Origin of the sequence: Vibrio sp. D54, from assembly GCF_021728075.1 — a bacterium.
Classification (GTDB): domain Bacteria; phylum Pseudomonadota; class Gammaproteobacteria; order Enterobacterales; family Vibrionaceae; genus Vibrio; species Vibrio alginolyticus.
Window position 1 is genome coordinate 52,015 of sequence record NZ_JAKKCS010000016.1, and the last position, 23,041, is coordinate 75,055.

General features: G+C 45.5%; 20 protein-coding genes and 6 tRNA genes. 3 read left to right on the plus strand and 23 right to left on the minus strand.

Annotated elements, in window-relative coordinates; translation table 11 throughout:
- Positions 1–8 precede the first annotated feature (8 nt).
- Positions 9–1,259, plus strand: a complete 1,251-nt coding sequence (gene glyA, locus L3V37_RS18545) for a serine hydroxymethyltransferase (RefSeq protein WP_005381985.1) — start codon at positions 9–11, stop codon at positions 1,257–1,259.
- Between the two features lie 461 nt (positions 1,260–1,720).
- Here glyA and lipA read toward each other — a convergent pair whose 3' ends face one another.
- The 12 genes from lipA to leuS form a co-directional block, all read right to left on the minus strand.
- Complete coding sequence (gene lipA, locus L3V37_RS18550) at positions 1,721–2,686, minus strand: lipoyl synthase (protein ID WP_005384139.1); 966 nt, start codon at positions 2,684–2,686, stop codon at positions 1,721–1,723.
- Positions 2,683–3,345, minus strand: coding sequence for a lipoyl(octanoyl) transferase LipB (gene lipB, locus L3V37_RS18555; RefSeq protein WP_005391320.1), 663 nt, complete (start codon positions 3,343–3,345; stop codon positions 2,683–2,685). Before lipB ends, lipA begins: the two co-directional genes overlap by 4 nt.
- 176 nt (positions 3,346–3,521) lie before the next feature.
- A complete protein-coding gene (gene ybeD / locus L3V37_RS18560) occupies positions 3,522–3,800 on the minus strand; it encodes a DUF493 family protein YbeD (RefSeq protein WP_005384135.1) in 279 nt (92 codons plus the stop codon).
- A 139-nt stretch (positions 3,801–3,939) separates the two neighbouring features.
- Positions 3,940–5,118, minus strand: a complete 1,179-nt coding sequence (locus L3V37_RS18565) for a serine hydrolase (RefSeq protein ID WP_005384132.1) — start codon at positions 5,116–5,118, stop codon at positions 3,940–3,942.
- A 91-nt stretch (positions 5,119–5,209) separates the two neighbouring features.
- On the minus strand, positions 5,210–6,013 hold the full coding sequence (locus tag L3V37_RS18570; protein WP_017635670.1) for a septal ring lytic transglycosylase RlpA family protein: 804 nt from the start codon (positions 6,011–6,013) through the stop codon (positions 5,210–5,212).
- Positions 6,014–6,015: 2 nt separating this feature from the next.
- Entirely contained in the window at positions 6,016–7,137 is a 1,122-nt protein-coding gene (rodA, locus tag L3V37_RS18575) for a rod shape-determining protein RodA (protein WP_005373004.1), read from the minus strand.
- The gene (gene mrdA / locus L3V37_RS18580; protein ID WP_005384126.1) at positions 7,137–9,053 is read right to left on the minus strand and encodes a penicillin-binding protein 2; all 1,917 of its coding nucleotides are present in this window, start codon (positions 9,051–9,053) and stop codon (positions 7,137–7,139) included. Before mrdA ends, rodA begins: the two co-directional genes overlap by 1 nt.
- 29 nt (positions 9,054–9,082) lie before the next feature.
- Entirely contained in the window at positions 9,083–9,553 is a 471-nt protein-coding gene (rlmH, locus tag L3V37_RS18585; RefSeq protein ID WP_017821762.1) for a 23S rRNA (pseudouridine(1915)-N(3))-methyltransferase RlmH, read from the minus strand.
- A 4-nt stretch (positions 9,554–9,557) separates the two neighbouring features.
- Positions 9,558–9,875 (minus strand): ribosome silencing factor, encoded by a 318-nt coding sequence (gene rsfS, locus L3V37_RS18590; protein ID WP_237306743.1) that lies wholly within the window; start codon positions 9,873–9,875, stop codon positions 9,558–9,560.
- An 88-nt stretch (positions 9,876–9,963) separates the two neighbouring features.
- Entirely contained in the window at positions 9,964–10,983 is a 1,020-nt protein-coding gene (gene holA / locus L3V37_RS18595) for a DNA polymerase III subunit delta (protein ID WP_237306751.1), read from the minus strand.
- A 5-nt stretch (positions 10,984–10,988) separates the two neighbouring features.
- Positions 10,989–11,528, minus strand: coding sequence for an LPS assembly lipoprotein LptE (gene lptE, locus L3V37_RS18600; RefSeq protein ID WP_005384122.1), 540 nt, complete (start codon positions 11,526–11,528; stop codon positions 10,989–10,991).
- Positions 11,529–11,680: 152 nt separating this feature from the next.
- A complete protein-coding gene (gene leuS / locus L3V37_RS18605) occupies positions 11,681–14,254 on the minus strand; it encodes a leucine--tRNA ligase (RefSeq protein ID WP_005391313.1) in 2,574 nt (857 codons plus the stop codon).
- A gap of 153 nt (positions 14,255–14,407) precedes the next feature.
- Here leuS and L3V37_RS18610 point away from each other — a divergent pair, with 153 nt between their 5' ends.
- A complete protein-coding gene (locus L3V37_RS18610) occupies positions 14,408–14,878 on the plus strand; it encodes a zinc ribbon-containing protein (RefSeq protein ID WP_005373024.1) in 471 nt (156 codons plus the stop codon).
- 229 nt (positions 14,879–15,107) lie between these two features.
- Here the strand turns inward: L3V37_RS18610 and lnt are convergent, their stop codons facing one another.
- From lnt to miaB, 5 genes are all read right to left on the minus strand, one after another.
- Entirely contained in the window at positions 15,108–16,643 is a 1,536-nt protein-coding gene (gene lnt, locus L3V37_RS18615; RefSeq protein WP_237306753.1) for an apolipoprotein N-acyltransferase, read from the minus strand.
- Between the two features lie 33 nt (positions 16,644–16,676).
- On the minus strand, positions 16,677–17,576 hold the full coding sequence (gene corC / locus L3V37_RS18620) for a CNNM family magnesium/cobalt transport protein CorC (RefSeq protein ID WP_005384118.1): 900 nt from the start codon (positions 17,574–17,576) through the stop codon (positions 16,677–16,679).
- A 105-nt stretch (positions 17,577–17,681) separates the two neighbouring features.
- Positions 17,682–18,146 (minus strand): rRNA maturation RNase YbeY, encoded by a 465-nt coding sequence (gene ybeY / locus L3V37_RS18625; RefSeq protein ID WP_005373030.1) that lies wholly within the window; start codon positions 18,144–18,146, stop codon positions 17,682–17,684.
- 2 nt (positions 18,147–18,148) lie between these two features.
- On the minus strand, positions 18,149–19,246 hold the full coding sequence (locus L3V37_RS18630) for a PhoH family protein (RefSeq protein WP_005373033.1): 1,098 nt from the start codon (positions 19,244–19,246) through the stop codon (positions 18,149–18,151).
- Positions 19,247–19,319: 73 nt separating this feature from the next.
- Complete coding sequence (gene miaB, locus L3V37_RS18635) at positions 19,320–20,744, minus strand: tRNA (N6-isopentenyl adenosine(37)-C2)-methylthiotransferase MiaB (RefSeq protein WP_005373038.1); 1,425 nt, start codon at positions 20,742–20,744, stop codon at positions 19,320–19,322.
- Between the two features lie 257 nt (positions 20,745–21,001).
- Between miaB and L3V37_RS18640 the strand changes: the two genes are divergently transcribed.
- Entirely contained in the window at positions 21,002–22,180 is a 1,179-nt protein-coding gene (locus L3V37_RS18640) for a 2-octaprenyl-3-methyl-6-methoxy-1,4-benzoquinol hydroxylase (RefSeq protein WP_158173713.1), read from the plus strand.
- A 135-nt stretch (positions 22,181–22,315) separates the two neighbouring features.
- Here L3V37_RS18640 and L3V37_RS18645 read toward each other — a convergent pair.
- From L3V37_RS18645 to L3V37_RS18670, 6 genes are all read right to left on the minus strand, one after another.
- Positions 22,316–22,400, minus strand: a tRNA-Leu gene (locus L3V37_RS18645).
- Positions 22,401–22,453: 53 nt separating this feature from the next.
- A tRNA-Gln gene (locus tag L3V37_RS18650) sits at positions 22,454–22,528 on the minus strand.
- A gap of 50 nt (positions 22,529–22,578) precedes the next feature.
- Positions 22,579–22,663: transfer RNA gene (locus tag L3V37_RS18655), tRNA-Leu, on the minus strand.
- Between the two features lie 29 nt (positions 22,664–22,692).
- Positions 22,693–22,777 (minus strand) — tRNA-Leu (locus tag L3V37_RS18660).
- Between the two features lie 46 nt (positions 22,778–22,823).
- Positions 22,824–22,900: transfer RNA gene (locus L3V37_RS18665), tRNA-Met, on the minus strand.
- A 22-nt stretch (positions 22,901–22,922) separates the two neighbouring features.
- Positions 22,923–23,007 (minus strand) — tRNA-Leu (locus tag L3V37_RS18670).
- Between the last annotated feature and the right edge of the window lie 34 nt (positions 23,008–23,041).

The window sequence follows — 23,041 nt, forward strand, 5'->3', positions numbered from 1 at the left end:
AGATACAGATGCTTAAGCGTGATATGAACATCGCAGATTACGATGCGGAACTGTTCGCAGCTATCCAGGAAGAAACTCTTCGCCAGGAAGAACACATTGAACTTATCGCTTCTGAAAACTACACAAGCCCACGTGTAATGGAAGCGCAAGGTTCTCAGCTAACGAACAAATACGCTGAAGGCTACCCAGGTAAGCGTTACTACGGCGGTTGTGAGTACGTAGATAAAGCTGAAGCACTAGCAATTGAGCGTGCATGCCAACTATTTGGTTGTGAGTACGCTAACGTACAGCCTCACTCAGGTTCTCAAGCAAACAGCGCAGTTTACATGGCGCTTCTTAACCCAGGCGATACAGTTTTAGGCATGAGCCTAGCGCACGGTGGTCACCTAACTCACGGTTCACCAGTAAACTTCTCTGGTAAGCACTACAACGTTATCCCTTACGGTATCGATGAAGCTGGTCAAATCAACTACGATGAGATGGAACAGCTAGCACTTGAACACAAACCTAAGATGATCATCGGTGGTTTCTCTGCTTACTCGCAAATCGTTGATTGGAAACGCATGCGTGAAATCGCTGACAAAGCAGGTGCTTACTTATTTGTTGATATGGCGCACGTAGCTGGTCTTATCGCTGCCGGTGAATACCCAACACCAGTACCGCATGCTCACGTGGTAACAACAACGACGCACAAAACACTAGCAGGTCCTCGCGGTGGTCTTATCTTGTCAAATGCTGGCGAAGATATGTACAAGAAATTGAACTCAGCAGTGTTCCCTGGTGGTCAAGGTGGCCCTCTAATGCACGTTATCGCTGGTAAAGCAGTAGCGTTCAAAGAAGCGATGGAGCCAGAGTTCAAAGCTTATCAAGCTCGCGTAGTGAAAAACGCAAAAGCAATGGTTGGTCAGTTCCAAGAGCGTGGCTACAAAATCGTATCTAACGGTACAGAAAACCACTTGTTCCTTGTTGACCTAATCGACAAAGATATCACTGGTAAAGACGCAGACGCGGCACTAGGTGCAGCAAACATCACTGTAAACAAGAACTCAGTACCAAATGACCCACGCAGCCCATTCGTAACGTCTGGTATTCGTGTAGGTACGCCAGCGATCACTCGCCGTGGCTTCACTGAAGAAGATGCAAAAGAGCTAGCAAACTGGATGTGTGACGTTCTAGATAACATCGGCAACGAAGAAGTTATCGAAGCGACTAAACAGAAAGTGCTCGAAATTTGTAAGCGTCTACCGGTTTACGCCTAACTATTCTTCATAGAATGAGTCAATTTCGGTGTCGAACATACTCACTTGCTCGCGCAAACTCCGTGTGTTCTCCTAGAACTCGACTCATCTATTTTGAACATTGATATACTAAAGGTCCTCAATTGAGGGCCTTTTTGTTTGTCTGGCGTTTGGAATGAGATATAGCGAAGAGTGTGTGATAAGGAGATGGCTACCAACACTGTCCCTTTCAATATATCCAAACCGCGTCATTCCGACGAGCCTAGGCGAGAGCAGGAATCTTGTTGAGGCACACTCTTTTACTCAGCGTTTCCCAAAAAATCATCAGTACGTTGGAAACTGATTCTCAATCACGCTCGTTCCTCGCTGTTCAGAATGACGGAGGTAGAATGGCTTTTTATCATCATTTGACAGATACAAAAAAGGTTGGCACTGAGCCAACCTTTTCTCTTCAAAACAAGCTTTTCAAAACAAGCGAGAGCTTATTTAATCTCGATACCTTGAGCTTGCATATCGGCATGGTAAGAAGAGCGAACAAATGGACCACACGCTGCGTGCGTGAAGCCAAGCTCTAGTGCAACTTCTTTTAGCTCGTCAAACTCTGATGGCGGAACGTAACGCTCTACTGGCAAGTGGTGACGGCTTGGCGCTAAGTACTGACCTAGAGTCAGCATCGTTACGCCGTGTGCGCGTAGATCTTTCAGTACTTCGATGATTTCTTCTTTGGTTTCACCAAGACCCATCATCAAACCAGATTTGGTCGGTACATTTGGATGCTGCTCTTTGAACTTCTTAAGAAGCTCCAGCGACCACTTGTAGTTTGCACCTGGGCGAGCTTTACGGTAAAGACGTGGCGCTGTTTCTAGGTTGTGGTTGAAGACATCTGGCGGGTTATCTTTCATTAGATCAAGCGCTACGTCCATACGACCACGGAAGTCAGGAACCAGAGTTTCAATCTTAATATGCGGGTTCAACGCACGGATCTCGCGGTTACAGTCGGCAAAGTGCTGTGCACCACCATCACGCAGATCGTCACGGTCTACAGAAGTGATTACTACGTATTTCAGCTTCATATCGGCGATGGTTTTCGCCAGTTTTTGAGGCTCTTCTGCTTCCGGTGGTAATGGGCGGCCATGAGCAACGTCACAGAAAGGACAACGACGAGTACAAATAGCACCTAGGATCATGAAGGTAGCTGTACCGTGGTTAAAACATTCCGCTAGGTTAGGGCAAGATGCTTCTTCACATACGGAGTGAAGTTTATTCTTGCGCATCGCCGCCTTGATGTCTTGAATTCGTTGGCTGTCGGCTGGTAGCTTGATCTTCATCCAATCAGGCTTACGTAGCACTTCTTTCTGCTCTGTAGGCATGTTCTTTACGGGAATCAATGCCATTTTATCGGCGTCACGATATTTAACGCCTTTTTCCATCTGGATTGGTTTGCTCATGCTTTATTACCTTGAGAAGGTGCTTCTGTGCTGAATTCTACTTGCTCATAGTCGAGCAAAGTAACGAGTTCTTCTATTAATTGTTTTTCTACGGCTTCTACATTGTCTGGGCCGCCAAATTGGCTGACCTGAACCATTTCCATACCTTCATAACCACAAGGGTTAATACGCAGAAACGGTGTTAAATCCATATTTACGTTCAAGGCTAAGCCATGAAACGAGCATCCTTTACGAATGCGTAAACCGAGAGAGCATATTTTTTTACCGTCAACGTAAACGCCTGGTGCGTCAGGTCGCGCGGCCGAATCGATATTGTATGCTTTTAGCGTGTTGATCACGAGGTTCTCGATAGTGGTAACGAGATCTCGTACACCTAATTTTTTGCGGCGTAAGTTGATCAAGAAATAGGCGACCAACTGACCAGGGCCATGATACGTAACCTGGCCTCCGCGATCACTTTGTACAACAGGAATGTCACCAGTGTTAATAAGGTGCTCAGCTTTACCTGCCTGACCTTGGGTAAATACTGGGTTATGTTCTACCAACCAGACTTCATCAGGGGTTTCTTCTGTGCGTTGGTCGGTGAACTCATGCATCGCCTTCCATACAGGCTCATAGTCTTGGCGGCCAAGTCGTTTTACAACAAGTTGGTGTTGCATGGGAATTCCTGTTGCTAATATATAAAGTTTTTGGATTATAAACCGGATAACCCTGATGCTCTACCGCTGAGTAACAGATTTTTAACTGAAAGCGATGTAAAGTTTTGTTATCTAGTTGATAAATAAAAAGAAAGCAGCCGAAGCTGCTTTCAAAAAAAATTTAATCTATCAAAAAATTATAGAACCATGCGCACGATGTCAATTTCACCTAACTCTTTGTATAGCGTCTCAACTTGCTCGATAGACGTTGCAGTGATGTTGATTGATACCGAGTGGTAGTTGCCCTTAGCACTTGGTTTAACGGTCGGGCTGTAGTCACCTGGAGCATGGCGCTGAATAACTTCAAGAACAAGCTCTGGAAGTTCAGGCTTTGCATGACCCATTACCTTGTAAGTAAATGAACAAGGGAACTCAAGCAGGTCTTTTAATTTTGCATCAGAGTTGATGGTTAGCATATCGATAACTCCAGTAGATATTCGTTGCGGTGCGAAATAGTACAGTCAAATTAGGGGGAACTCAAGACGAGGATCTCAAACTTAAAAAGCCGCCCTTTCAGGCGGCTTTGCGAATAAGTTTGCTACTCTAACGTCCTTCTTAGAAGAAGCTCTTGAATAACAATACGATGTAATCCCACATGCGGCTAAATAGACTACCTTGCTCTACGGTTTCTAGTGCCATTAGTGGGTATTCGGCAATATCTTCACCATCGATCTGATAGTATAGCTTACCAACTACATCACCTTTATTAATTGGGGCTTCTAGCTCTTTTTCAAGGACGAAGCTGGCTTTTAGGTTTTTCGCTTCACCACGTGGTAGTGTTACGTAAGTATCTTGGTCAAGGCCTAACGCTACAGTGTCTTTGTTACCCATCCACACTTTTTCTTCAACGAACGTTTCACCTGCTTTGTGCGGTGCTACTGTTTCGAAGAAACGGAAGCCGTAGCTTAGTAGCTTTTTGCTTTCTGACTTACGAGCATTGGCATCTTTAGTACCCATAACGACCGCAACCAAGCGCATTTGACCTTCAGTTGCTGAACTTACTAGGCTGTAACCCGCATTACTTGTGTGACCCGTTTTGATGCCGTCAACGTTCATGCTCTTATCCCAAAGTAGACCGTTACGGTTGTATTGGGTGATGCCGTTGTAAGTAAATTTCTTCTCTGAGTACACTCGGTACTCATTTGGTACGTCACGGATAAGTGCTTTACCCAGCAGTGCCATGTCGTATGGTGTTGAGTACAACTCTGCGTTATCTAAGCCATGAACGTTGGCAAAGTGCGAGTTAGTCATACCCAATGTGTTGGCCCAAGCGTTCATTAGGTCAACAAACGCATCTTCTGAACCTGCAATATGTTCTGCCATCGCAACACAGGCATCGTTACCTGACTGGACGATGATACCTCGGTTCAGGTCACGTACTTTAACTGTTGTGCCTACTTCAATGAACATCTTTGATGAATCAGGGAAGTTTTTCGCCCACGCATTTTTACTGATGGTGACATCATCATCTTCTGAGATATTACCACGCGCTAGCTCTTGGCCGATTACATAGCTGGTCATCATCTTAGTCAGACTAGCTGGAGACAATTTTGTGTTCATCTCTTTCTCTGCCAGTACTTTACCTGAATGGTAATCCATCAGCACGTAGCCCTTCGCCGCGATTTGAGGGGCATCTGGAACAACGATAGGTGATGCAAGAGCAGATTGAGCGAAAGTTGCAGAAAGGGCAACCGAAGAAACGAGAATAGATTTCACAAACTTATTTTTATTCATGGTAATTCAAATTTTTGGGTTAACTGCAGACATCTTATCAGAATCCCTAGTTATGTAAGAGGGGGATCAAAGAGAAATTCATGACACGAGGTCATTTGGCAGTGTTGTGTTTTTTAATAAATGCAGACGAATAGCCGAGCAACTTTACTTTATCTAGTGTGGCTTGCGTCAGGGAATAGTCAGTAAATGGCCCTAACAACAAGCGATAAGACTCTTTCGCACTCTCTAGGAAAGTTTCTGTATCCAATTTTTGACCAAGCTCGGTACCTAAAGTTCGCGCGCGCTCTTCATTTTTTGATGATGCTACTTGAATAACGTACCTAGGGTGCGCTTCTAATGACTTTTTATCCGTGGGCTGATTGATACTGATCACTTCAATTTCCACGTTTGCGGTGCCTGTTTTTATGACATCTAACTTGTGCGCGGCGGCATAGCTTAAATCAATGATACGGCCATCGTGAAAAGGACCTCGGTCATTAACTCGTACTATGGTGGTTTTGCCGTTGTCAGTATTGGTAACTTTTACGTAACTTGGTAACGGTAGCGTTTTATGCGCTGCCGTCATTGAGTACATGTCATAGATTTCGCCATTAGAAGTCAAATGACCTTGGAATTTTTTCCCATACCAAGATGCTCGGCCTTTTTCTTTAAAGCCTTTCGCATTGCGAACTATTTTGTAGTCTTTGCCACGCAAGTGGTAATCTTTGTTCCCACCTAGGCTGTACGGTTCATATTTAGGATGCGCATCCTCGATGTGTTCGACTGAAAGCGGTGTATCCGGTGCAACATCGGATTCGAGTTCGTAACGGCCTTCTTGTTCTTTTTGGCTAGTTGATGAACAGCCTGCCAAAATAAGAGCAGAGAAAACCAAGGAATATAAAGCGCGTTTTTGCATGTCTAGGTCGCCTTAGAGAATGCTTTTCGGTGCGTATGAATCGACATCAGAATACCAAAACCAGCCATCAAGGTTACCATTGATGTGCCGCCATAACTGATGAGTGGCAACGGTACACCTACTACAGGTAGGATGCCACTTACCATGCCAATATTTACAAAAATATACACGAAGAAGCTGAGTACAATACTGCCTGCCATCATTCGTCCAAATGCGGTTTGCGCTTGGCTGGCGAGATATAAACCTCGTCCAATAATAAATAGATAGATGGCTAAAAGGCAAAGGAAGCCAATCATACCCCATTCTTCAGCAATTACTGCAAAGATAAAGTCAGTGTGTCGTTCAGGAAGAAATTCTAGTTGTGACTGCGTACCTTGCAACCAACCTTTGCCGGAAATACCACCGGAGCCAATCGCAATTTTACTCTGAATAATGTGGTAGCCCGCTCCTAGCGGATCAGATTCCGGGTTAAATAGAGTACGAACTCGCACTTTTTGATACTCTCGCATCAAGAAAAACCACAGAATTGGAATGAAACCACCTAATGCAATCGCAGCACCAGCGATGATTTTCCAGCTAATGCCGGCGAGGAAGATAACAAAAATACCGGAAGCGGCGATCAGGATCGAGGTACCTAAGTCAGGCTGCTTTGCAATGAGAATGGTTGGTAAGCAGACCATAATCAGTGCAACAATGAGTGTTTTTAGCGTTGGTGGAAGGGGCTGTCTACCGACATAGCGAGCCACCATTAATGGCACCGCGAGCTTCAATAGCTCTGACGGTTGAAAGCGCACAAAACCGAGGTTAAGCCAACGCTGCGCGCCTTTCGATGCTTCACCGAAAAACAGCACGCCGAAAAGCAGTATAACGCCACCAACGAACATCAAAGGTGCCAAGCTTTCGTAAGTTCGTGGAGAAAGCTGCGCAAGGACGAGCATCACAACGAGTGAAAGCACCATTCGCATGGCTTGGCGATCCATCATCAGTAAACTTTGGCCACTGGCGCTGTACATGATCACCAGGCCAAACCCCATCAGGGCCAATATGCCAAGTAGGAGTGGTAAGTCGATATGGAAGCGTTCAAACAGGGCGCGATTTTTACCTGTAGAGGGATCCATCTTCATTACTGTTTTACCTCTTTCTTCGCATTGTTTTCAGGCTCAATTTCTTCTGGACCAAGAACGACTCGGTCAAAAATTTTCCTTACTACTGGGGCACCGTTACTAGAACCACCACCGGCATTTTCTAGTACTACAGTGACGACCACTTTAGGATCATCAAATGGTGCAAAGCCAGTAAATAACGCATGGTCACGTAAGTGCTCGGCGATCTCATCGGCGTTGTACTCTTCGTTTTCACCCAGACCGAAGACCTGTGCAGTACCTGATTTACCCGCTGTTTCATAATTCATTTTGTAGAATGAGCGACGAGCTGTTCCGCGCGTGCCATGGTTTACCCGACGCATGCCTTCTTTCGCCATATCCCAGTACTTTTTAGGCACATTCTTGATTGGTGGGTAAGTCACGTATTCTGTCGTTTGCTGCTCTTCGAAGTCGTTACCATTTTCTATCGTCGCTTTGAGCAAGTGAGGTGCGATCACTTCTCCCTCGTTTACTAATACGGAGGTTGCTTTGGCGATTTGCATTGGTGTTGCTGTCCAATATCCTTGGCCGATACCCACAGGGATCGTATCACCTTTATACCATGGGGTTTTATGGCGAGACATTTTCCAGTCACGAGTCGGCATATTCGCCTTACTTTCTTCGTAGATATCAATGCCAGTGTAATCACCAAAACCGAACATCATCATCCAATTCGAAATACGGTCAATACCCATGTCATAAGCGATTTGATAGTAGAAGGTATCAACAGACTCTTCGATCGACTTAATGATATCGACGCGTCCGTGTCCCCAACGCAACCAGTCCCGGAACGGACGTGTGTTAGAGTTTGGTATGCGCCAATAACCAGGATCATTTCGTGTGGTGTTAGGTGTTACGACACCTTCTTGCAGCGCGGCTACCGCCATAAATGGTTTGATGGTAGACGCAGGGGGGTAAATGCCAAGTGTAGTGCGGTTGACCAAAGGACGGTTTTTATCGTTCAAAAGGGCGCGATAGTCTTTACCTGAGATTCCGTGCACGAACGAGTTAGGATCGTAGCTAGGGCTTGAAACCATAGCCAGTACGCCGTTGTCTCTAGGATCGATTACTACAGCACTGCCTCGGCGGCCGTCCAATAATTGGTGTACGTACAACTGCAAGTTGATATCAAGGTTTAAAACGATGTCTTTTCCGGGTACAGGTGGAACGTACTTTAAGGTACGGATTACTCGGCCGCGGCTGTTTACCTCGACTTCTTGATATCCGGCTGTACCGTGTAAGAGGTCTTCGTAGTATTTTTCAATACCCAGCTTACCAATGTCGCGAGTGGCTTGATAGTTTGCGTCTTTTTCTTCTCGGATCAGGCGCTGCATGTCGCGATCATTAATTCGAGAAACATACCCAATCACGTGGGTTAAGACTTCGCTGAAAGGGTAGTAGCGCTTTAAGGTCGCACTTATTTCCACGCCCGGAAAGCGGTACTGATTGACGGAGAATACCGCTACTTGTTTTTCGTTCAGTTGGGTAAGCAGTGGGACCGATTTAAATCGACGAGTCCGTTTACGCTCGTGGTGGAAACGTTCAATCTGGTCTGGTGTAATTTCCAGAATAGTTTGTAATTCTTGGATGGTTGCATCAATGTCTTTAATTTTTTCTGGGGTCAGTTCTAAGTTAAAGACGGGACGGTTCTCTGCCAGTAAAACGCCATTTCGGTCATAAATTAGACCTCGGTTAGGCGCGATAGGCACTACTTTGATGCGGTTATCGTTCGAGCGGGTTTGATAGTCTTGAAACTGGTTCACCTGAATGTTGTACATGTTGGCAACCAGAGCTCCCATCAAGACAACAATGCCGATAAAAGCAACAATAGCGCGGCTGGCAAACAGACGCGCTTCGGCTTGATAATCTCGGATTTGACTGCGGCGTTTACGAATCATTAACGCTTGGCTCTAAAGTTAAACAACGATTATTCGCGATGATAAGGGTGGTTAGCGGTGATGCTCCACGCTCGGTATAAGCTTTCTGCCATTACGATACGCACTAGAGGGTGGGGTAGCGTTAAGGCAGATAATGACCAGCTTTGGTCTGCTGCAGCTTTGCATGCAGGAGCGAGTCCTTCGGGACCGCCGATTAATATTGATACATCACGGCCATCTAATTTCCAAGCTTCTAACTGCTCAGCGAGTTGAGGAGTGTCCCATTTTTTACCTGGGATATCTAACGTGACGATACGGTTGCCTTTTGGTACCGCCGCGAGCATCGCTTCTCCTTCTTTTTGCAGGATGCGAGCGATATCGGCATTCTTACCACGCTTGCCAGCAGAGATTTCAATCAACTCCAACGGCATATCATGCGGGAAACGGCGACGATATTCTTGAAAGCCTTCCTCAACCCATTTTGGCATTTTTGTGCCAACAGCAATTAGTTGAATTTTCAAAAGATTAACCCCAGAGTTTTTCTAGCTGGTAGAGTTTGCGGTGCTCTTCTTGCATCACGTGAAGCATGGCGTCGCCCATATCTAGGACTACCCATTCACCTTCGTTTTCACCTTCCATTCCTAGTGGCTCAAGACCGGCTTTTTTCACTTCTGTTGCAACATGGTCTGCGATGGATGAAACGTGGCGTTTGGATGTACCAGTACAGATGATCATGTAATCTGTCACGCTTGATTTATCTTCCACATTTAGGACGATAATGTCTTCCGCTTTCATGTCGTCGGCTTTATCAGCTAAAAAGTCTTTCAGTTCTTCGCGAAGCACTCGGTTTTCCTCGGTTTGTCTCTTATCTCTACAGTGTTTTACATTCTTGCTTGCAAAACAGGTCGCGCACTATATCACGCTTTGATTTTTAAATTGCCAGCTTAATATCAGGAGAGCAGGTTTCTAAGCTCAACTGATGAATAGTTGGCCATACAGACTCGTCATACTGAGTTTTGGCTTTTATCTCGGCTTGAGCCAACAAGGAGAGCAATGCACAAATACGACTCGCTGATAAGCGGGTCAGTGCTGCGTTATAGAGTGGACGCTTGTTTTGCCAAACTCGATATTTCTCAAATACCTGGTTCATTCCCATTTGACTTAAGTCTTGATGCATATTTAAAAGTTGGCTCAACTCTTTTTGTACACTTCGAATCAAGATCACGGTCTCAACCCCTTCCGCCTCAAGTTGGCGAAGAATACGTTGTGCACGGTTTGCTTTACCTGCCAGTAAGGCGTCGATCCAGTTAAAGGTAGTGAAGTGATTATGGCGACTTAGGGCTTCCTCTAAACGTATGATGGTCAGCTCACCATCCGGATAGAGTAGGGCCAATTTCTCTAAGCTTTGTGTCAATGCAAATAGGTTACCTTCATGCCATTGAGCCAACATTTGCAGTGATTGCTGATCGGGTTTTAGTCCCAACGTGCGGCAACGTGTCTGAATGAACATAGGTAGGCGTTGAAGGTCTGGCGACAAGCAGCTTACCCAATCGCCTTTTGAGCTTAATGTTTTGAACCATTTCGCATTTTCTTGGGCTTTGGTCAGTTTGCTACCAACAATGACGAGCATGATGTCATCATGAAGCATATCACACAGTGTTTGCAGCTCTTTGCTGACGGCGGTTGTCACGCCACTTTCAGGAATTTCAAGCTCAATCAATTGACGGTTTGAAAACAGGCTCATCGCTTGGAAACAGTCGTAAACTTGGTTCCAGTCGATGCTAGCATCCACCGCAAAACGGTGTTTTTCCTCAAAACCTTGCTGAAACGCTGCCTTTTGGATGGCTTGGCGGCTTTCTTGAATCAGTAACGGCTCATTACCAAAGATTAAGTAAACCTGTTTAACTTGTTTAGTTAAATGATCCGTTAGCTTATCGGCATAAATTCGCATAGTGACTAAGAGTTTTTGTTCGCTGGCTCAGAGATTTGTCCTGCTTCATATTCGGCACGAATACGGCCCAACTGGCGCATCATCTGTTTTGCAGCTTGCAAGCGCATCTCGTCTTCAATTACGTCACGCTCAACAGATTTTGCAAGTGCGGTCAACGGGTTGTCTAGGTAGTTGCGGTTTACTGTTGTCGTAAAGTTTTTAGAACCATAGCCAGGAATTGTCACACGGTATTTTACTACGTATGTCAGCTCTTTTTCTGCTGCACGGCTATTTTGATAAAGCGATAGTGTACGCTCATCGATTGTCGCTTCCGTCAAATGAAGGTTGGGTACCGTCGATGATGGTTGAACAAGTTCAACTTTGTTCAGTTCGAGTTGAGAGCGAACATAGCGAGTTAATTCACTGTATTCATCGTAGCTGGAGAAAGACATAGTGTGCAGCTCTTCCGGTACGGAATACTCGCCGCGAAGGTGAAAACCACAGGCAGAAAGAAGCCCCGCTAATACCAATACCACTGGTAGTTTAATCAAAGAGAAAAAGCGCATTGATTGTATTCATCCTAAATTGAAGGGGTTATTTACCTTAAACCACTCATGTGAATGGTTTGAGGTAAATAAACAGGGTAGCTAACTACCCTGTTTAATGACTCTTGGTTAACAAATAAGTTCGCTACACAGAGACAAATTGACAGCTGTGATTAGTTTGCAACGATGTTCAGCAGTTTACCTGGAACGTAAATGACTTTACGAATAGTCAGGCCATCAGTGAACTTAACCACGTTTTCGTCGTTTAGACCAAGCTGTTCGATATCGTCTTTAGAGATATCAGCTGGGACTGTTAGCTTCGCACGTAGCTTACCGTTAACTTGAACAACGATAGTTTTTTCGTCTTCAACTAGCGCTTTTTCGTCAAACGTCGGCCATGCCGCGTTATCAATGTCTGTTTCACCTAGTGCTGCCCATAGCTCGTATGAGATATGCGGAGTGATAGGGTAAAGCATGACAACAATAGCTTTCAGTGCTTCGTCAAGGATTGCACGATCTTGCGCAGATTCTTGAGGCGCTTTCGCTAGTTTGTTCATCAGCTCCATGATCGCAGCGATCGCGGTGTTGAATGTTTGACGACGAGCGATATCGTCCGTCACTTTCGCGATAGTCTTGTGAACGTCGCGGCGAAGTGCTTTTTGATCACCAGAAAGCGCTGCGGTATCTACTGCTTCTGCTGCGCCTTTCGCTGTGTGCTCTTTCACTAGTTTCCAAACACGTTTTAGGAAGCGGTTCGCACCTTCTACGCCAGACTCTTGCCATTCAAGTGTCATGTCCGCTGGAGACGCGAACATCATGAATAGACGTACTGTGTCTGCGCCGTACTTGTCTACCATTTCTTGAGGGTCGATACCGTTGTTCTTAGACTTAGACATCTTGATCATGCCTGAGTGCGTTACATCACGACCTTCAGTGTCTTTAGCAGAAGTTATGCGGCCTTTACCATCACGTTCAACGGCTACGTCTGTTGGAGCTACCCACTCTTTGCCGCCTTTCTCGTTCTCGAAGTAGAACGCATCAGCCAGTACCATGCCTTGACACAGTAGTTGCTTGAACGGTTCGTCAGACGTTACGTAACCCGCATCGCGCAGTAGTTTGTGGAAGAAGCGTGAGTACAGTAGGTGCATACAAGCGTGCTCGATACCACCGATGTATTGATCTACTGGTAGCCAGTAGTTTGCTTTTTCTGGGTCTAGGATGTCGTCCGCTTGTGGTGAACAGTAACGCGCGTAGTACCAAGAAGATTCCATGAACGTATCGAACGTATCTGTCTCACGTAGAGCAGGTTCGCCGTTAAAGGTTGTCTTCGCCCACTCTTTGTCTGCTTTGATTGGGCTAGTTACGCCGTCCATTACCACGTCTTCTGGAAGAATCACTGGTAGTTGGTCAGCAGGTACTGGGTGAACTTCACCGTCTTCAGTCGTTACCATTGGGATTGGTGCGCCCCAGTAACGTTGACGAGATACACCCCAGTCGCGTAGACGGAAGTTTACAGTCTTAGTGCCTTTGCCTTCTGCTTCTAGCTTCGCTGCAATTGCATCGAACGCCGCTTGGAATTCTAGGCCGTCGAATTCACCAGAATCGAACAGTACGCCTTTCTCTGTGTATGCCGCTTCAGAAATGTCTAGCTCGCTGCCATCAGCAGGCTTGATAACAGGCACGATGTCTAGACCGTACTTCGTTGCGAACTCGTAGTCACGTTGGTCGTGTGCAGGTACTGCCATTACCGCGCCTGTACCGTAGTCCATCAGTACGAAGTTTGCTACGTAAACAGGAACTTCACGGCCGTTCAATGGATGAATAGCAGTAAGGCCAGTAGCCATACCTTTCTTCTCCATTGTCGCTAGCTCAGCTTCTGCAACCTTGTTGTTCTTACATTCGTCGATAAACGCTGCAAGCTCTGGGTTGTTCTCTGCAGCAAGAGCTGCAAGAGGGTGGCCGGCTGCGATGCCCACGTAAGTCACACCCATTAGCGTATCTGGACGTGTTGTGTAAACTTCTAGGTCTTGTTGACCCTTAACTTCAAACTTCAGCTCAACGCCTTCAGAGCGGCCAATCCAGTTGCGCTGCATGGTTTTCACCATTTCAGGCCAACCTTCAAGCTTGTCTAGGTCGTCTAGTAGCTCTTGAGCGTATTCAGTGATTTTGATGAACCATTGAGGGATTTCTTTTTGCTCTACAGGCGTATCACAACGCCAGCAACAACCGTCTTCAACCTGCTCGTTTGCAAGAACAGTTTGGTCGTTAGGACACCAGTTAACAGAAGAAGTCTTTTTGTAAACTAAACCTTTCTCGTAAAGTTTAGTGAAGAACTCTTGTTCCCAGCGGTAGTACTCCGGTGTACATGTTGCGAATTCACGGTTCCAATCGTAACCAAAGCCTAGAAGCTTAAGTTGGTTCTTCATGTATTCGATGTTTTCGTAAGTCCAAGGTGCTGGCGCAGTTTTGTTTTTTACTGCTGCGTTTTCTGCAGGTAGACCGAATGCGTCCCAACCGATTGGTTGCATCACGTTTTTACCTTGTAGGCGTTGGAAACGAGATACTACATCACCGATAGTGTAGTTGCGCACGTGACCCATGTGCAGTCGACCACTTGGGTATGGGAACATGGACAGACAGTAGAATTTTTCTTTATTTGGGTCTTCACTTACAACAAAGGTTTTGTTGTCATCCCAGTGCTTTTGAACTTTTTGTTCAATATCTTGTGGGTTGTATTGTTCTTGCATCGATGGTATCCGTTATCTTGGAATTTGTGAGTTCGGTTAGAACAGACTTAAATAGATCGTCATAGAATACCTAAAGCTAGGGATCACAACAATAGCCAATCTGTACCCATGCGCCCTTAAGTGACGCAGGTAGGAGAAAGATGGAGGTCAGTTATGCCTAAACGTAAAACAGGTTATGAGGAAATGCTCGAGGATGTGATTGAAACCTTGAAGCACAGTCCGGAAGAAGTTAACAAAGCGATTGAGACGTCGGGCAAAGTGGTGGATGCTGCTAATGACTTGACCAAAGATGAATTGGCTTTAATCAAAGCGTACCTTAAAGCAGACTTAAAAGAGTTTTCAGAGAGTTACGAGGATAGCAAAAGCGGCCCGTTTTACTTAACGATTGCGGACTCGATATGGCAAGGGCTGTTAGAGATTACTGACCGAACTAAAGTTGAGTGGGTTGAGTTGTTCGATGACTTAGAGCATCAAGGGCTATATGAAGCAGGAGAGGTGATAGGCTTAGGCACTTTAGTCTGTGATGAGTGTGGTCACAAGACAACGTATAACCACCCAACTGTAATCATTCCGTGTATTAAATGTGGTCACAAAGGCTTTACTCGTCAGTCATTAAAGCCATAAATGGCGCGTAACGACAGTATAATGCTATGAATAAAAAAGAGGCTTAGTCGCCTCTTTTTTGTCTTTTCTACTTTCAAGCTGCTCTTAATACCAATCGTAGTAAATAACTGGTCATTCTAGCTTGTTAAAATACTCGATAACTGCGTTAATAATTTTGATTGTAGAATAACTACTTATCGAAAATTTTTGCCTTGTTCTCAAGCATTTTTCCTACGCTATTTCTGATCACTTATTTACTGTGATTGGTATAACTCTGTTTTCTTCTTAAACCGAAAGTCAGCGCTAAACTTAACCCAACCCAAATATACAATGGCCAAGTACCAACGATTCGATATGGCGTTTTCCCATCGGTTGGGGTGAGCTCTGCGCGCAGTACTGCAGTTTCAAACTGCGGTACTTGCTCAACGATTTTACCTTTGTGATCGGTTACCGCTGTTAATCCGTTGTTAGTCGAGCGGATGAGCGGTTTACCTAACTCTAAGGCACGCATACGGGCGATCTCCATATGCTGAAGAGGACCGATAGAGTGACCAAACCATGCATCATTTGAAAGCGTTAGAATGAAGTCTGTTTCGTCAGTCACATTTTGACGCACTTGCTCATTAAAGATGATCTCATAGCAAAGCGCTGGTGCCATGTGCATGCCATTCGCAACGATGTTTGGCTGCACAAAAGCCCCACGGCTAAACGACGACATCGGTAGGTTAAAGAATGGCGCTAATGGGCGCAAAATATCTTCAAATGGTACAAACTCACCAAACGGTAGTAGGTGATGCTTATGGTAACGTTCGCTTAAATCGAAGCTGTAGTCACCGTATGGTGTGATGCCGAGGGACAGAATACTGTTGTAGAACTGTCGGTCTTCAGCTTGGTTGACGACACCGGTGATGATTGCGCTGTTATTCATTTTTGCAGCGCTGTCGATATTGCTCAAAAATGAAGGCACTTCAATTTCAAAAGCGGGAATTGCTGCTTCTGGCCAAACGATAATGTCAGCGTCCCAGTTTTCACGAGTTAAGTCAGCATATTTCATGATGGTTGGCCAGCGTTGACTTGGTAGCCACTTTAGGTTTTGGTCTACGTTACCTTGAATCAGTGCGAGCTTAGTCGTGTCTTCTGGTCGGGGTGTTACCCAATCGTAGTTGCGAATCCCAAAGCCAGTACTGAGTAGTACCGCAGGGATAATCACCATCAGCCACTGCTTATGAATCCATGCATAGGCTAACGCCCCTGCGCTGATAAGGATAAATAGAGTAAGCAGTTCTACGCCGCCAATTGGTGCAAAGCTTGCGAGTGGAGCATCTATCTGGCTATAGCCTAGCCATAACCAAGGGAATCCAGTCATCACCCAACCACGTAACCAATCACTGATCAGCCATAAAGCAGGTGCAGCGAGAAGTGCTTTTGTGAGCGTAAATTGAGGAAACAGCTTGTTGTTGAGCCAAGCAAATAAGCCTGAATAAACAGCCAAGTAGGCAACAAGCAAGCCCATTAAAAATAAATTGGCAATGAGCGGCATACCGCCAAAACCGGAGATACTGACGTAAACCCAGCTAACGCCAGTTGCAAATTGACCTAACCCCCAAGCATAACCAATCCATAGTGCGCGTTTCGGAGTTTGGTTAGCAAGAAGAATCAGTAGAATTGCAGGGCTAAGAATGGCAATAGGCCACAGCTGGTAAGGAGCGAAAGCGAGTGTAGTAGAGGCGCCAACAAAAGCGGCCACTAAGGGCCGCTTAAGGCGATGAAAGAGTTCATTCATCATTGTAATTTTCTGAGATTCCCAATGGGTATCGCGTTACTCTTGAGTGGCTTCAACCAGGGTTTCTTCGTCTGGGATCGTCACTTGGAGTTGAATGACACGACGGTTATCGGCAGCGGTGACTTTGAAGTTGTAGCCTTCAATTTCAACCAGTTCACCACGAGAAGGTAAGTGACCAAAGGCAGTCATGACCATACCACCAACGGTATCAACTTCCTCATCGCTGAAGTTGGTTCCGAATGTCTCATTAAACTCTTCGATGGTTGTCAGCGCTCTGACAGCAAACGTATGCTTGCTCAGCTTACGAATGTCCGTCTCTTCACTTTCATCGAATTCATCTTCAATATCCCCGACGATTTCCTCAAGGATATCTTCAATGGTCACAAGACCAGAAACACCACCGAATTCATCGACAACAATGGCCATATGATAACGTTCTTCACGGAATTCTTTCAGCAGTCGATCAACGCGTTTACTTTCCGGTACCACAACCGCTGGTCGAATGACTTCTTCGATATCAAATGGATTACTGCCTGAGCCTAAGTATTTAAGTAAGTCCTTCGCTAGAAGTATGCCTTCCACATGGTCTTTATCTTCGCTGATCACAGGGTAGCGAGAGTGTTGAGCATCGGTAATCAAAGCAACCAAGGTATCAAGGTCGTGAGTACGCTCAACGGTAACCATTTGCGAACGCGGGATCATAATGTCACGCACACGCATTTCGGAGATTTCCATAACACCTTCAAGCATATCGCGAGTGTCATGGTCAATCAGGTCGTTAACTTCAGAGTCGCGGATAACATCCACAAGCTCTTGGCGATCTTTTGGTTCGCCCTGAAATAGTTGACCTAGACGTTCAAAGAAGGACTTTCTACTCGGACCTTCTGCCTTTTCTTTCTTATCTTCGTTAGAAGAGGGAGAATTATCTTCGTTCATTGTTTCTCAATTAAGTAACGCTATCAGAAGTGTGATAGCACACATAGAGAGGCGAACACGAGAGTCATTTAGGTGGTTCGCCTTTCCCTGTCGAGTGGCCAATAGCTACTCTTTTTCAGCAATGTAAGGATCTTCATAACCCATACCTTGCATGATTTCGGTTTCGAGGGACTCCATCTCTTCGGCTTCGTCATCCTCTATATGATCATAACCTAGCAGATGCAAGCTGCCATGTACAACCATATGCGCCCAATGTGCTAGCAGAGGCTTGCTCTGTTCAACCGCCTCTTTTTCAACAACTTGGCGGCAAATAATCAAATCACCAAGTAAATCTATTTCCATACCAGGAGGTGCTTCAAATGGAAACGACAACACATTAGTTGGTTTATCTTTGCCGCGATACTCATGGTTGAGCGTATGACTTTCTTGTTCATCAACAATACGAATGGTGACTTCGGCTTGTGGCTGGAAGAGAGGGATTGTCTTATCTAGCCACAATTGGAAATCTTGCTGCGAAGGCAGACCTTCTTCATTTTCGACTGCCAGTTGCAGATCAAGTTCAATCGCCATGATTATTCCTTAGTTGAAGCAACTTGTGCATTCAGTTCGGCTTTTGCTGCTTCTAGTAACTTCGCATCGCGTTCTTCACGACGGCGTTTCTCGAACTCTTTACGCTCTTTCTGGTCTTGTGCTTCCCACTTCTCGTACGCGTTAACGATACGAGCAACCACAGGGTGACGTACAACGTCGTCGGCCAAGAAGAAGTTAAAGCTGATGTCGTCAACTTCGCTTAGTACTTCAATAGCATGACGAAGACCCGATTTCGCACCACGAGGTAAGTCAATCTGCGTGACATCACCAGTGATAACCGCGCGAGAGTTAAAACCAATACGCGTTAGGAACATCTTCATCTGCTCAACAGTGGTGTTCTGACTCTCATCAAGAATGATGAAGGCGTCGTTTAGAGTACGACCACGCATGTAAGCAAGAGGGGCAACCTCAATCACGTTACGTTCAATCAGCTTCTCTACGCGCTCAAAGCCCAGCATTTCAAATAGAGCGTCGTATAGCGGACGTAGGTATGGGTCGACTTTCTGGCTTAAATCACCAGGCAGGAAGCCCAATTTCTCACCAGCTTCAACCGCTGGACGAGTAAGTAGAATACGACGGATCTCTTGGCGCTCTAGTGCGTCAACAGCTGCTGCTACAGCAAGGTAGGTTTTACCTGTACCAGCCGGGCCAATACCAAAAGAAATATCATGCGTGACCATGTTAACCAAGTACTGCGCTTGGTTTGGCGTACGTGGTTTGATCACACCTTTCTTGGTTTTGACGAAGACTTCTTTACCATGCTCGATATTAGACTCAGTATTCTGCTCAAGAACACCAGACTCTTTGATCGCTAGATGGATTTGCTCAGGCTCAATATCTGGGATCTCACCTCGTACAGGTGCGGTATCAACATATAGAGTTTTCAGGATATCCAGCGCAGCTGATGCGGTATGAGGTTTACCGACAATCGTAAAGTGGTCACTACGGTGGTTAATTTCAACGCCTAGACGACGTTCTAAATGCTTGATGTTGTCATCGAATGGACCGCACAGGCTAGCTAGTCGGCGGTTGTCTGAAGGTTCTAGGTTAATTTCTAGAGTTACGATTTTATTGCTCAATGTTGCCTCTCATTTTTTGCCACTTAGTGAGAGCCTGATAACGACCAGGCTCTCCATGGCTATTTATACGAGCTTACGGCGTAAAAGTAGCTACACCCAGCTCATCTTCGCGACGTGTTTTCGCCATCATCTGCGTTGGGGAAATCACACTACGAAGATCCATGTCTTTTTCAGTACGTACTAGCTCACCACGCAGTGAGTTTGCAAATACGTCTACGATTTTTACATCAACGAACTGACCAATTAGGTCTGCACTACCTTCAAAGTTTACTACACGGTTGTTTTCTGTACGAGCGCGTAGTTCCATTAGGTTTTTCTTCGAAGGACCTTCAACTAGAACACGTTGTTCTGTGCCAAGCATTAAGCGAGAGTAACGCATCGCTTGAGCATTGATAGTTTGCTGTAGTTCGTAAAGGCGTTCTTTCTTCACTTGTTCTGACACATCACAAGGGTAATCCGCTGCTGGCGTACCTGGACGTGGAGAGAAAATAAAGCTGAAGCTCATGTCAAAGTCTACATCTTTGATTAGCTTCATGGTGTCTTGGAAGTCTTTGTCTGTCTCACCAGGGAAACCAACAATAAAGTCTGAACTGATTTGAATATCAGGACGAGCTTTACGCAGTTTACGGATGATCGATTTGTATTCGATAGCGGTGTGAGGGCGTTTCATCATCGTTAGGATACGGTCACTACCACTTTGCACAGGTAAGTGCAGGAAGCTCACAAGTTCTGGCGTATCTTCGTATACTGCGATGATGTCGTCTGTGAATTCTAACGGGTGGCTCGTCGTGAAACGAATACGGTCGATACCATCGATAGACGCAACCAAACGAAGCAGTTCTGCAAATGAACAGATCTCACCATCGTGCATAGGACCACGGTACGCGTTTACGTTTTGACCCAGAAGGTTTACTTCACGTACGCCTTGTTCAGCAAGTTGGGCGATTTCGAACAGTACGTCATCCATTGGACGGCTTACTTCTTCACCACGAGTGTACGGTACGACACAGTAAGTACAGTACTTAGAGCAGCCTTCCATAATAGAAACGAATGCTGTCGCACCTTCAGCGCGAGGTTCAGGTAGGCGGTCGAATTTTTCGATCTCTGGGAACGAAATGTCCATAACTGGTGCATCATCGGACTGAGATTGTTTGATCATCTCAGGTAGGCGGTGCAAAGTTTGTGGGCCAAAAATAACGTCAACGTATGGTGCACGTTCACGAATATGGTCACCTTCTTGCGTTGCTACACAACCACCTACACCGATAACTACGCCAGGTTTTTTATCTTTTAGTGTTTTCCAGCGGCCTAACTGGTGGAAAACTTTCTCTTGCGCTTTTTCACGGATCGAACAGGTGTTAAGTAGAAGTACGTCTGCTTCCTCTGGCTCTTCCGTCAGCTCGTAGCCGTTTGCAGCATTAAGCAGGTCGGCCATTTTTGATGAATCGTATTCGTTCATCTGGCAGCCCCAGGTTTTAATTAGCAGTTTCTTACTCATCTCACTTTCGCTCGTTCAGTTGTACTTAAATCGGAGAGCTATTGCTCAAATTATAGCCGCCATCACGGCGGTAAGCGGCGTATTGTACTGCTTTAAAAAGCACCTGACTAGTGATCTAGCTAATTCTCTGCAAAGCCTGATGAAATCTAGTTTTTCGCCCTATGCAGAACAAGGTTTTTTGTTAAACAATTTTGTAAAAATAGCCATGGAAAGTACAATAAAAAACGCCAATTAATCAGCACGATGAAGAGTGAAAAATGAACAAGTATGACATCGCCGTGATCGGTGGCGGTATGGTTGGGGCAGCCGTCGCTGTTGGATTTGCCAAGCAGGGCAGAAGCGTTGTCTTGGTCGAAGGTACAAAACCTAAAGTTTTTGATGCCGCTCAGGCGATGGATATTCGTGTATCTGCAATCTCGCACCAGTCGGTGGAGTTACTTGATTCACTCGGAGCATGGTCAGAGATCAAGAGCATGCGAGTTTGTCCTTATCGGCGCTTAGAAACTTGGGAGCACCCAGAGTGCCGTACTCGTTTTCACTCTGATGAATTGTCATTGGATCAGCTAGGTTACATCGTTGAAAATCGCCTAATCCAATTAGGTCTTTGGCAAGTCTTCTCTCAGTATGAAAATCTAACCGTGATGTGTCCTGAGCGATTAAAAGCCATTGAGTTTGCAGATGTAAACCTTGTGACACTAGAAAGTGGGGAGCAGTTTGAAGCTAACTGGGTGATTGGTGCTGATGGTGCAAACTCTAAAGTTCGTCAATTGGCTGGAATTGGTGTAACTGCGTGGGATTACCGACAACATTGCATGTTGATTAACGTGAAAACAGAATTGCCTCAGCAAGATATTACTTGGCAACAATTTACACCTTCAGGCCCACGTTCATTTTTACCTCTGTGCTCTTTGAGTAACGACGATGGTCAAGTAGTAGGCCAAGGTTCTTTGGTTTGGTATGACTCGCCTATACGTATTAAACAACTGTGTGCGATGGGTAAACCTCAACTAAGGGAAGAAATTTTACGTCATTTCCCTGCTGAATTAGGCGATATTGAAGTTTTACAGTTTGGCTCATTCCCACTCACTCGTCGTCATGCGCAAAGCTACTCAAGCAAAAATTGCGTGTTAGTGGGTGACTCTGCTCATACGATCAACCCGCTTGCAGGGCAAGGGGTAAACTTAGGCTTCAAAGATGTAGACGTTCTCCTTTCGGTAACAGAACACCAAGAAAAGCTGGAAGATACCTTACTCGCGAAATACGAACGCGCACGTCGACCTGACAACTTACTCATGCAGACGGGCATGGACTTTTTCTATAAAGGTTTTAGCAACGATCTTGGGCCATTGAAGTTCGTACGTAATGCTGCATTGAAGCTTGCTGAAAACTCAGGGCCAATTAAGGCTCAAGTACTGAAATACGCGTTAGGTATGTAGTAAGCTACTCAAATCACAGATAGAAAAAAAGCGAGCCATGAGCTCGCTTTTTTAATTCGGCAAATCTAATGATTTCCCGAGTCCAGAACCAAAAAAAGAAAAAACCCAGCAAAGTCATGCTGGGTTTTCCGATAATGGTGCGGAAGGAGAGACTTGAACTCTCACACCTTGCGGCGCCAGAACCTAAATCTGGTGCGTCTACCAATTCCGCCACTTCCGCAACTTAATCTATAGATATCAAGATAATTGGTAAAATCTCAATATCGTTGTATATGGCAGGGCTACCTGGATTCGAACCAGGGAATGGCGGCATCAAAAGCCGCTGCCTTACCGCTTGGCGATAGCCCTACAGCGTAAATAGTCAAAGACTACTTAACCTCTCTTATCGAGAGAAAGAATGGTGCGGAAGGAGAGACTTGAACTCTCACACCTTACGGCGCCAGAACCTAAATCTGGTGCGTCTACCAATTCCGCCACTTCCGCGTATTCTGATAGTGTAGATTAATTTAAGATGGTGCGGAAGGAGAGACTTGAACTCTCACACCTTGCGGCGCCAGAACCTAAATCTGGTGCGTCTACCAATTCCGCCACTTCCGCATCTTAAATCTACGTGACTGATAGCTTATGCTAGCAATCTAATCAATGGTGGCTACGACGGGATTCGAACCTGTGACCCCATCATTATGAGTGATGTGCTCTAACCAGCTGAGCTACGTAGCCATTTTAAACTTTTGATCAAGAATGGTGCGGAAGGAGAGACTTGAACTCTCACACCTTGCGGCGCCAGAACCTAAATCTGGTGCGTCTACCAATTCCGCCACTTCCGCAACTTGATCTGTAGATATCAAGATAATTGGTAAA

Coding starts and splice junctions, on each gene's coding strand:
- glyA (WP_005381985.1), top strand. CDS start 9: ATGCTTAAGCGTGATATGAACATCGCAGATTACGATGCGGAACTGTTC.
- lipA (WP_005384139.1), bottom strand. CDS start 2,686: ATGAGCAAACCAATCCAGATGGAAAAAGGCGTTAAATATCGTGACGCC.
- lipB (WP_005391320.1), bottom strand. CDS start 3,345: ATGCAACACCAACTTGTTGTAAAACGACTTGGCCGCCAAGACTATGAG.
- ybeD (WP_005384135.1), bottom strand. CDS start 3,800: ATGCTAACCATCAACTCTGATGCAAAATTAAAAGACCTGCTTGAGTTC.
- L3V37_RS18565 (WP_005384132.1), bottom strand. CDS start 5,118: ATGAATAAAAATAAGTTTGTGAAATCTATTCTCGTTTCTTCGGTTGCC.
- L3V37_RS18570 (WP_017635670.1), bottom strand. CDS start 6,013: ATGCAAAAACGCGCTTTATATTCCTTGGTTTTCTCTGCTCTTATTTTG.
- rodA (WP_005373004.1), bottom strand. CDS start 7,137: ATGAAGATGGATCCCTCTACAGGTAAAAATCGCGCCCTGTTTGAACGC.
- mrdA (WP_005384126.1), bottom strand. CDS start 9,053: ATGATTCGTAAACGCCGCAGTCAAATCCGAGATTATCAAGCCGAAGCG.
- holA (WP_237306751.1), bottom strand. CDS start 10,983: ATGCGAATTTATGCCGATAAGCTAACGGATCATTTAACTAAACAAGTT.
- lptE (WP_005384122.1), bottom strand. CDS start 11,528: ATGCGCTTTTTCTCTTTGATTAAACTACCAGTGGTATTGGTATTAGCG.
- leuS (WP_005391313.1), bottom strand. CDS start 14,254: ATGCAAGAACAATACAACCCACAAGATATTGAACAAAAAGTTCAAAAG.
- L3V37_RS18610 (WP_005373024.1), top strand. CDS start 14,408: ATGCCTAAACGTAAAACAGGTTATGAGGAAATGCTCGAGGATGTGATT.
- lnt (WP_237306753.1), bottom strand. CDS start 16,643: ATGATGAATGAACTCTTTCATCGCCTTAAGCGGCCCTTAGTGGCCGCT.
- corC (WP_005384118.1), bottom strand. CDS start 17,576: ATGAACGAAGATAATTCTCCCTCTTCTAACGAAGATAAGAAAGAAAAG.
- ybeY (WP_005373030.1), bottom strand. CDS start 18,146: ATGGCGATTGAACTTGATCTGCAACTGGCAGTCGAAAATGAAGAAGGT.
- miaB (WP_005373038.1), bottom strand. CDS start 20,744: ATGAGTAAGAAACTGCTAATTAAAACCTGGGGCTGCCAGATGAACGAA.
- L3V37_RS18640 (WP_158173713.1), top strand. CDS start 21,002: ATGAACAAGTATGACATCGCCGTGATCGGTGGCGGTATGGTTGGGGCA.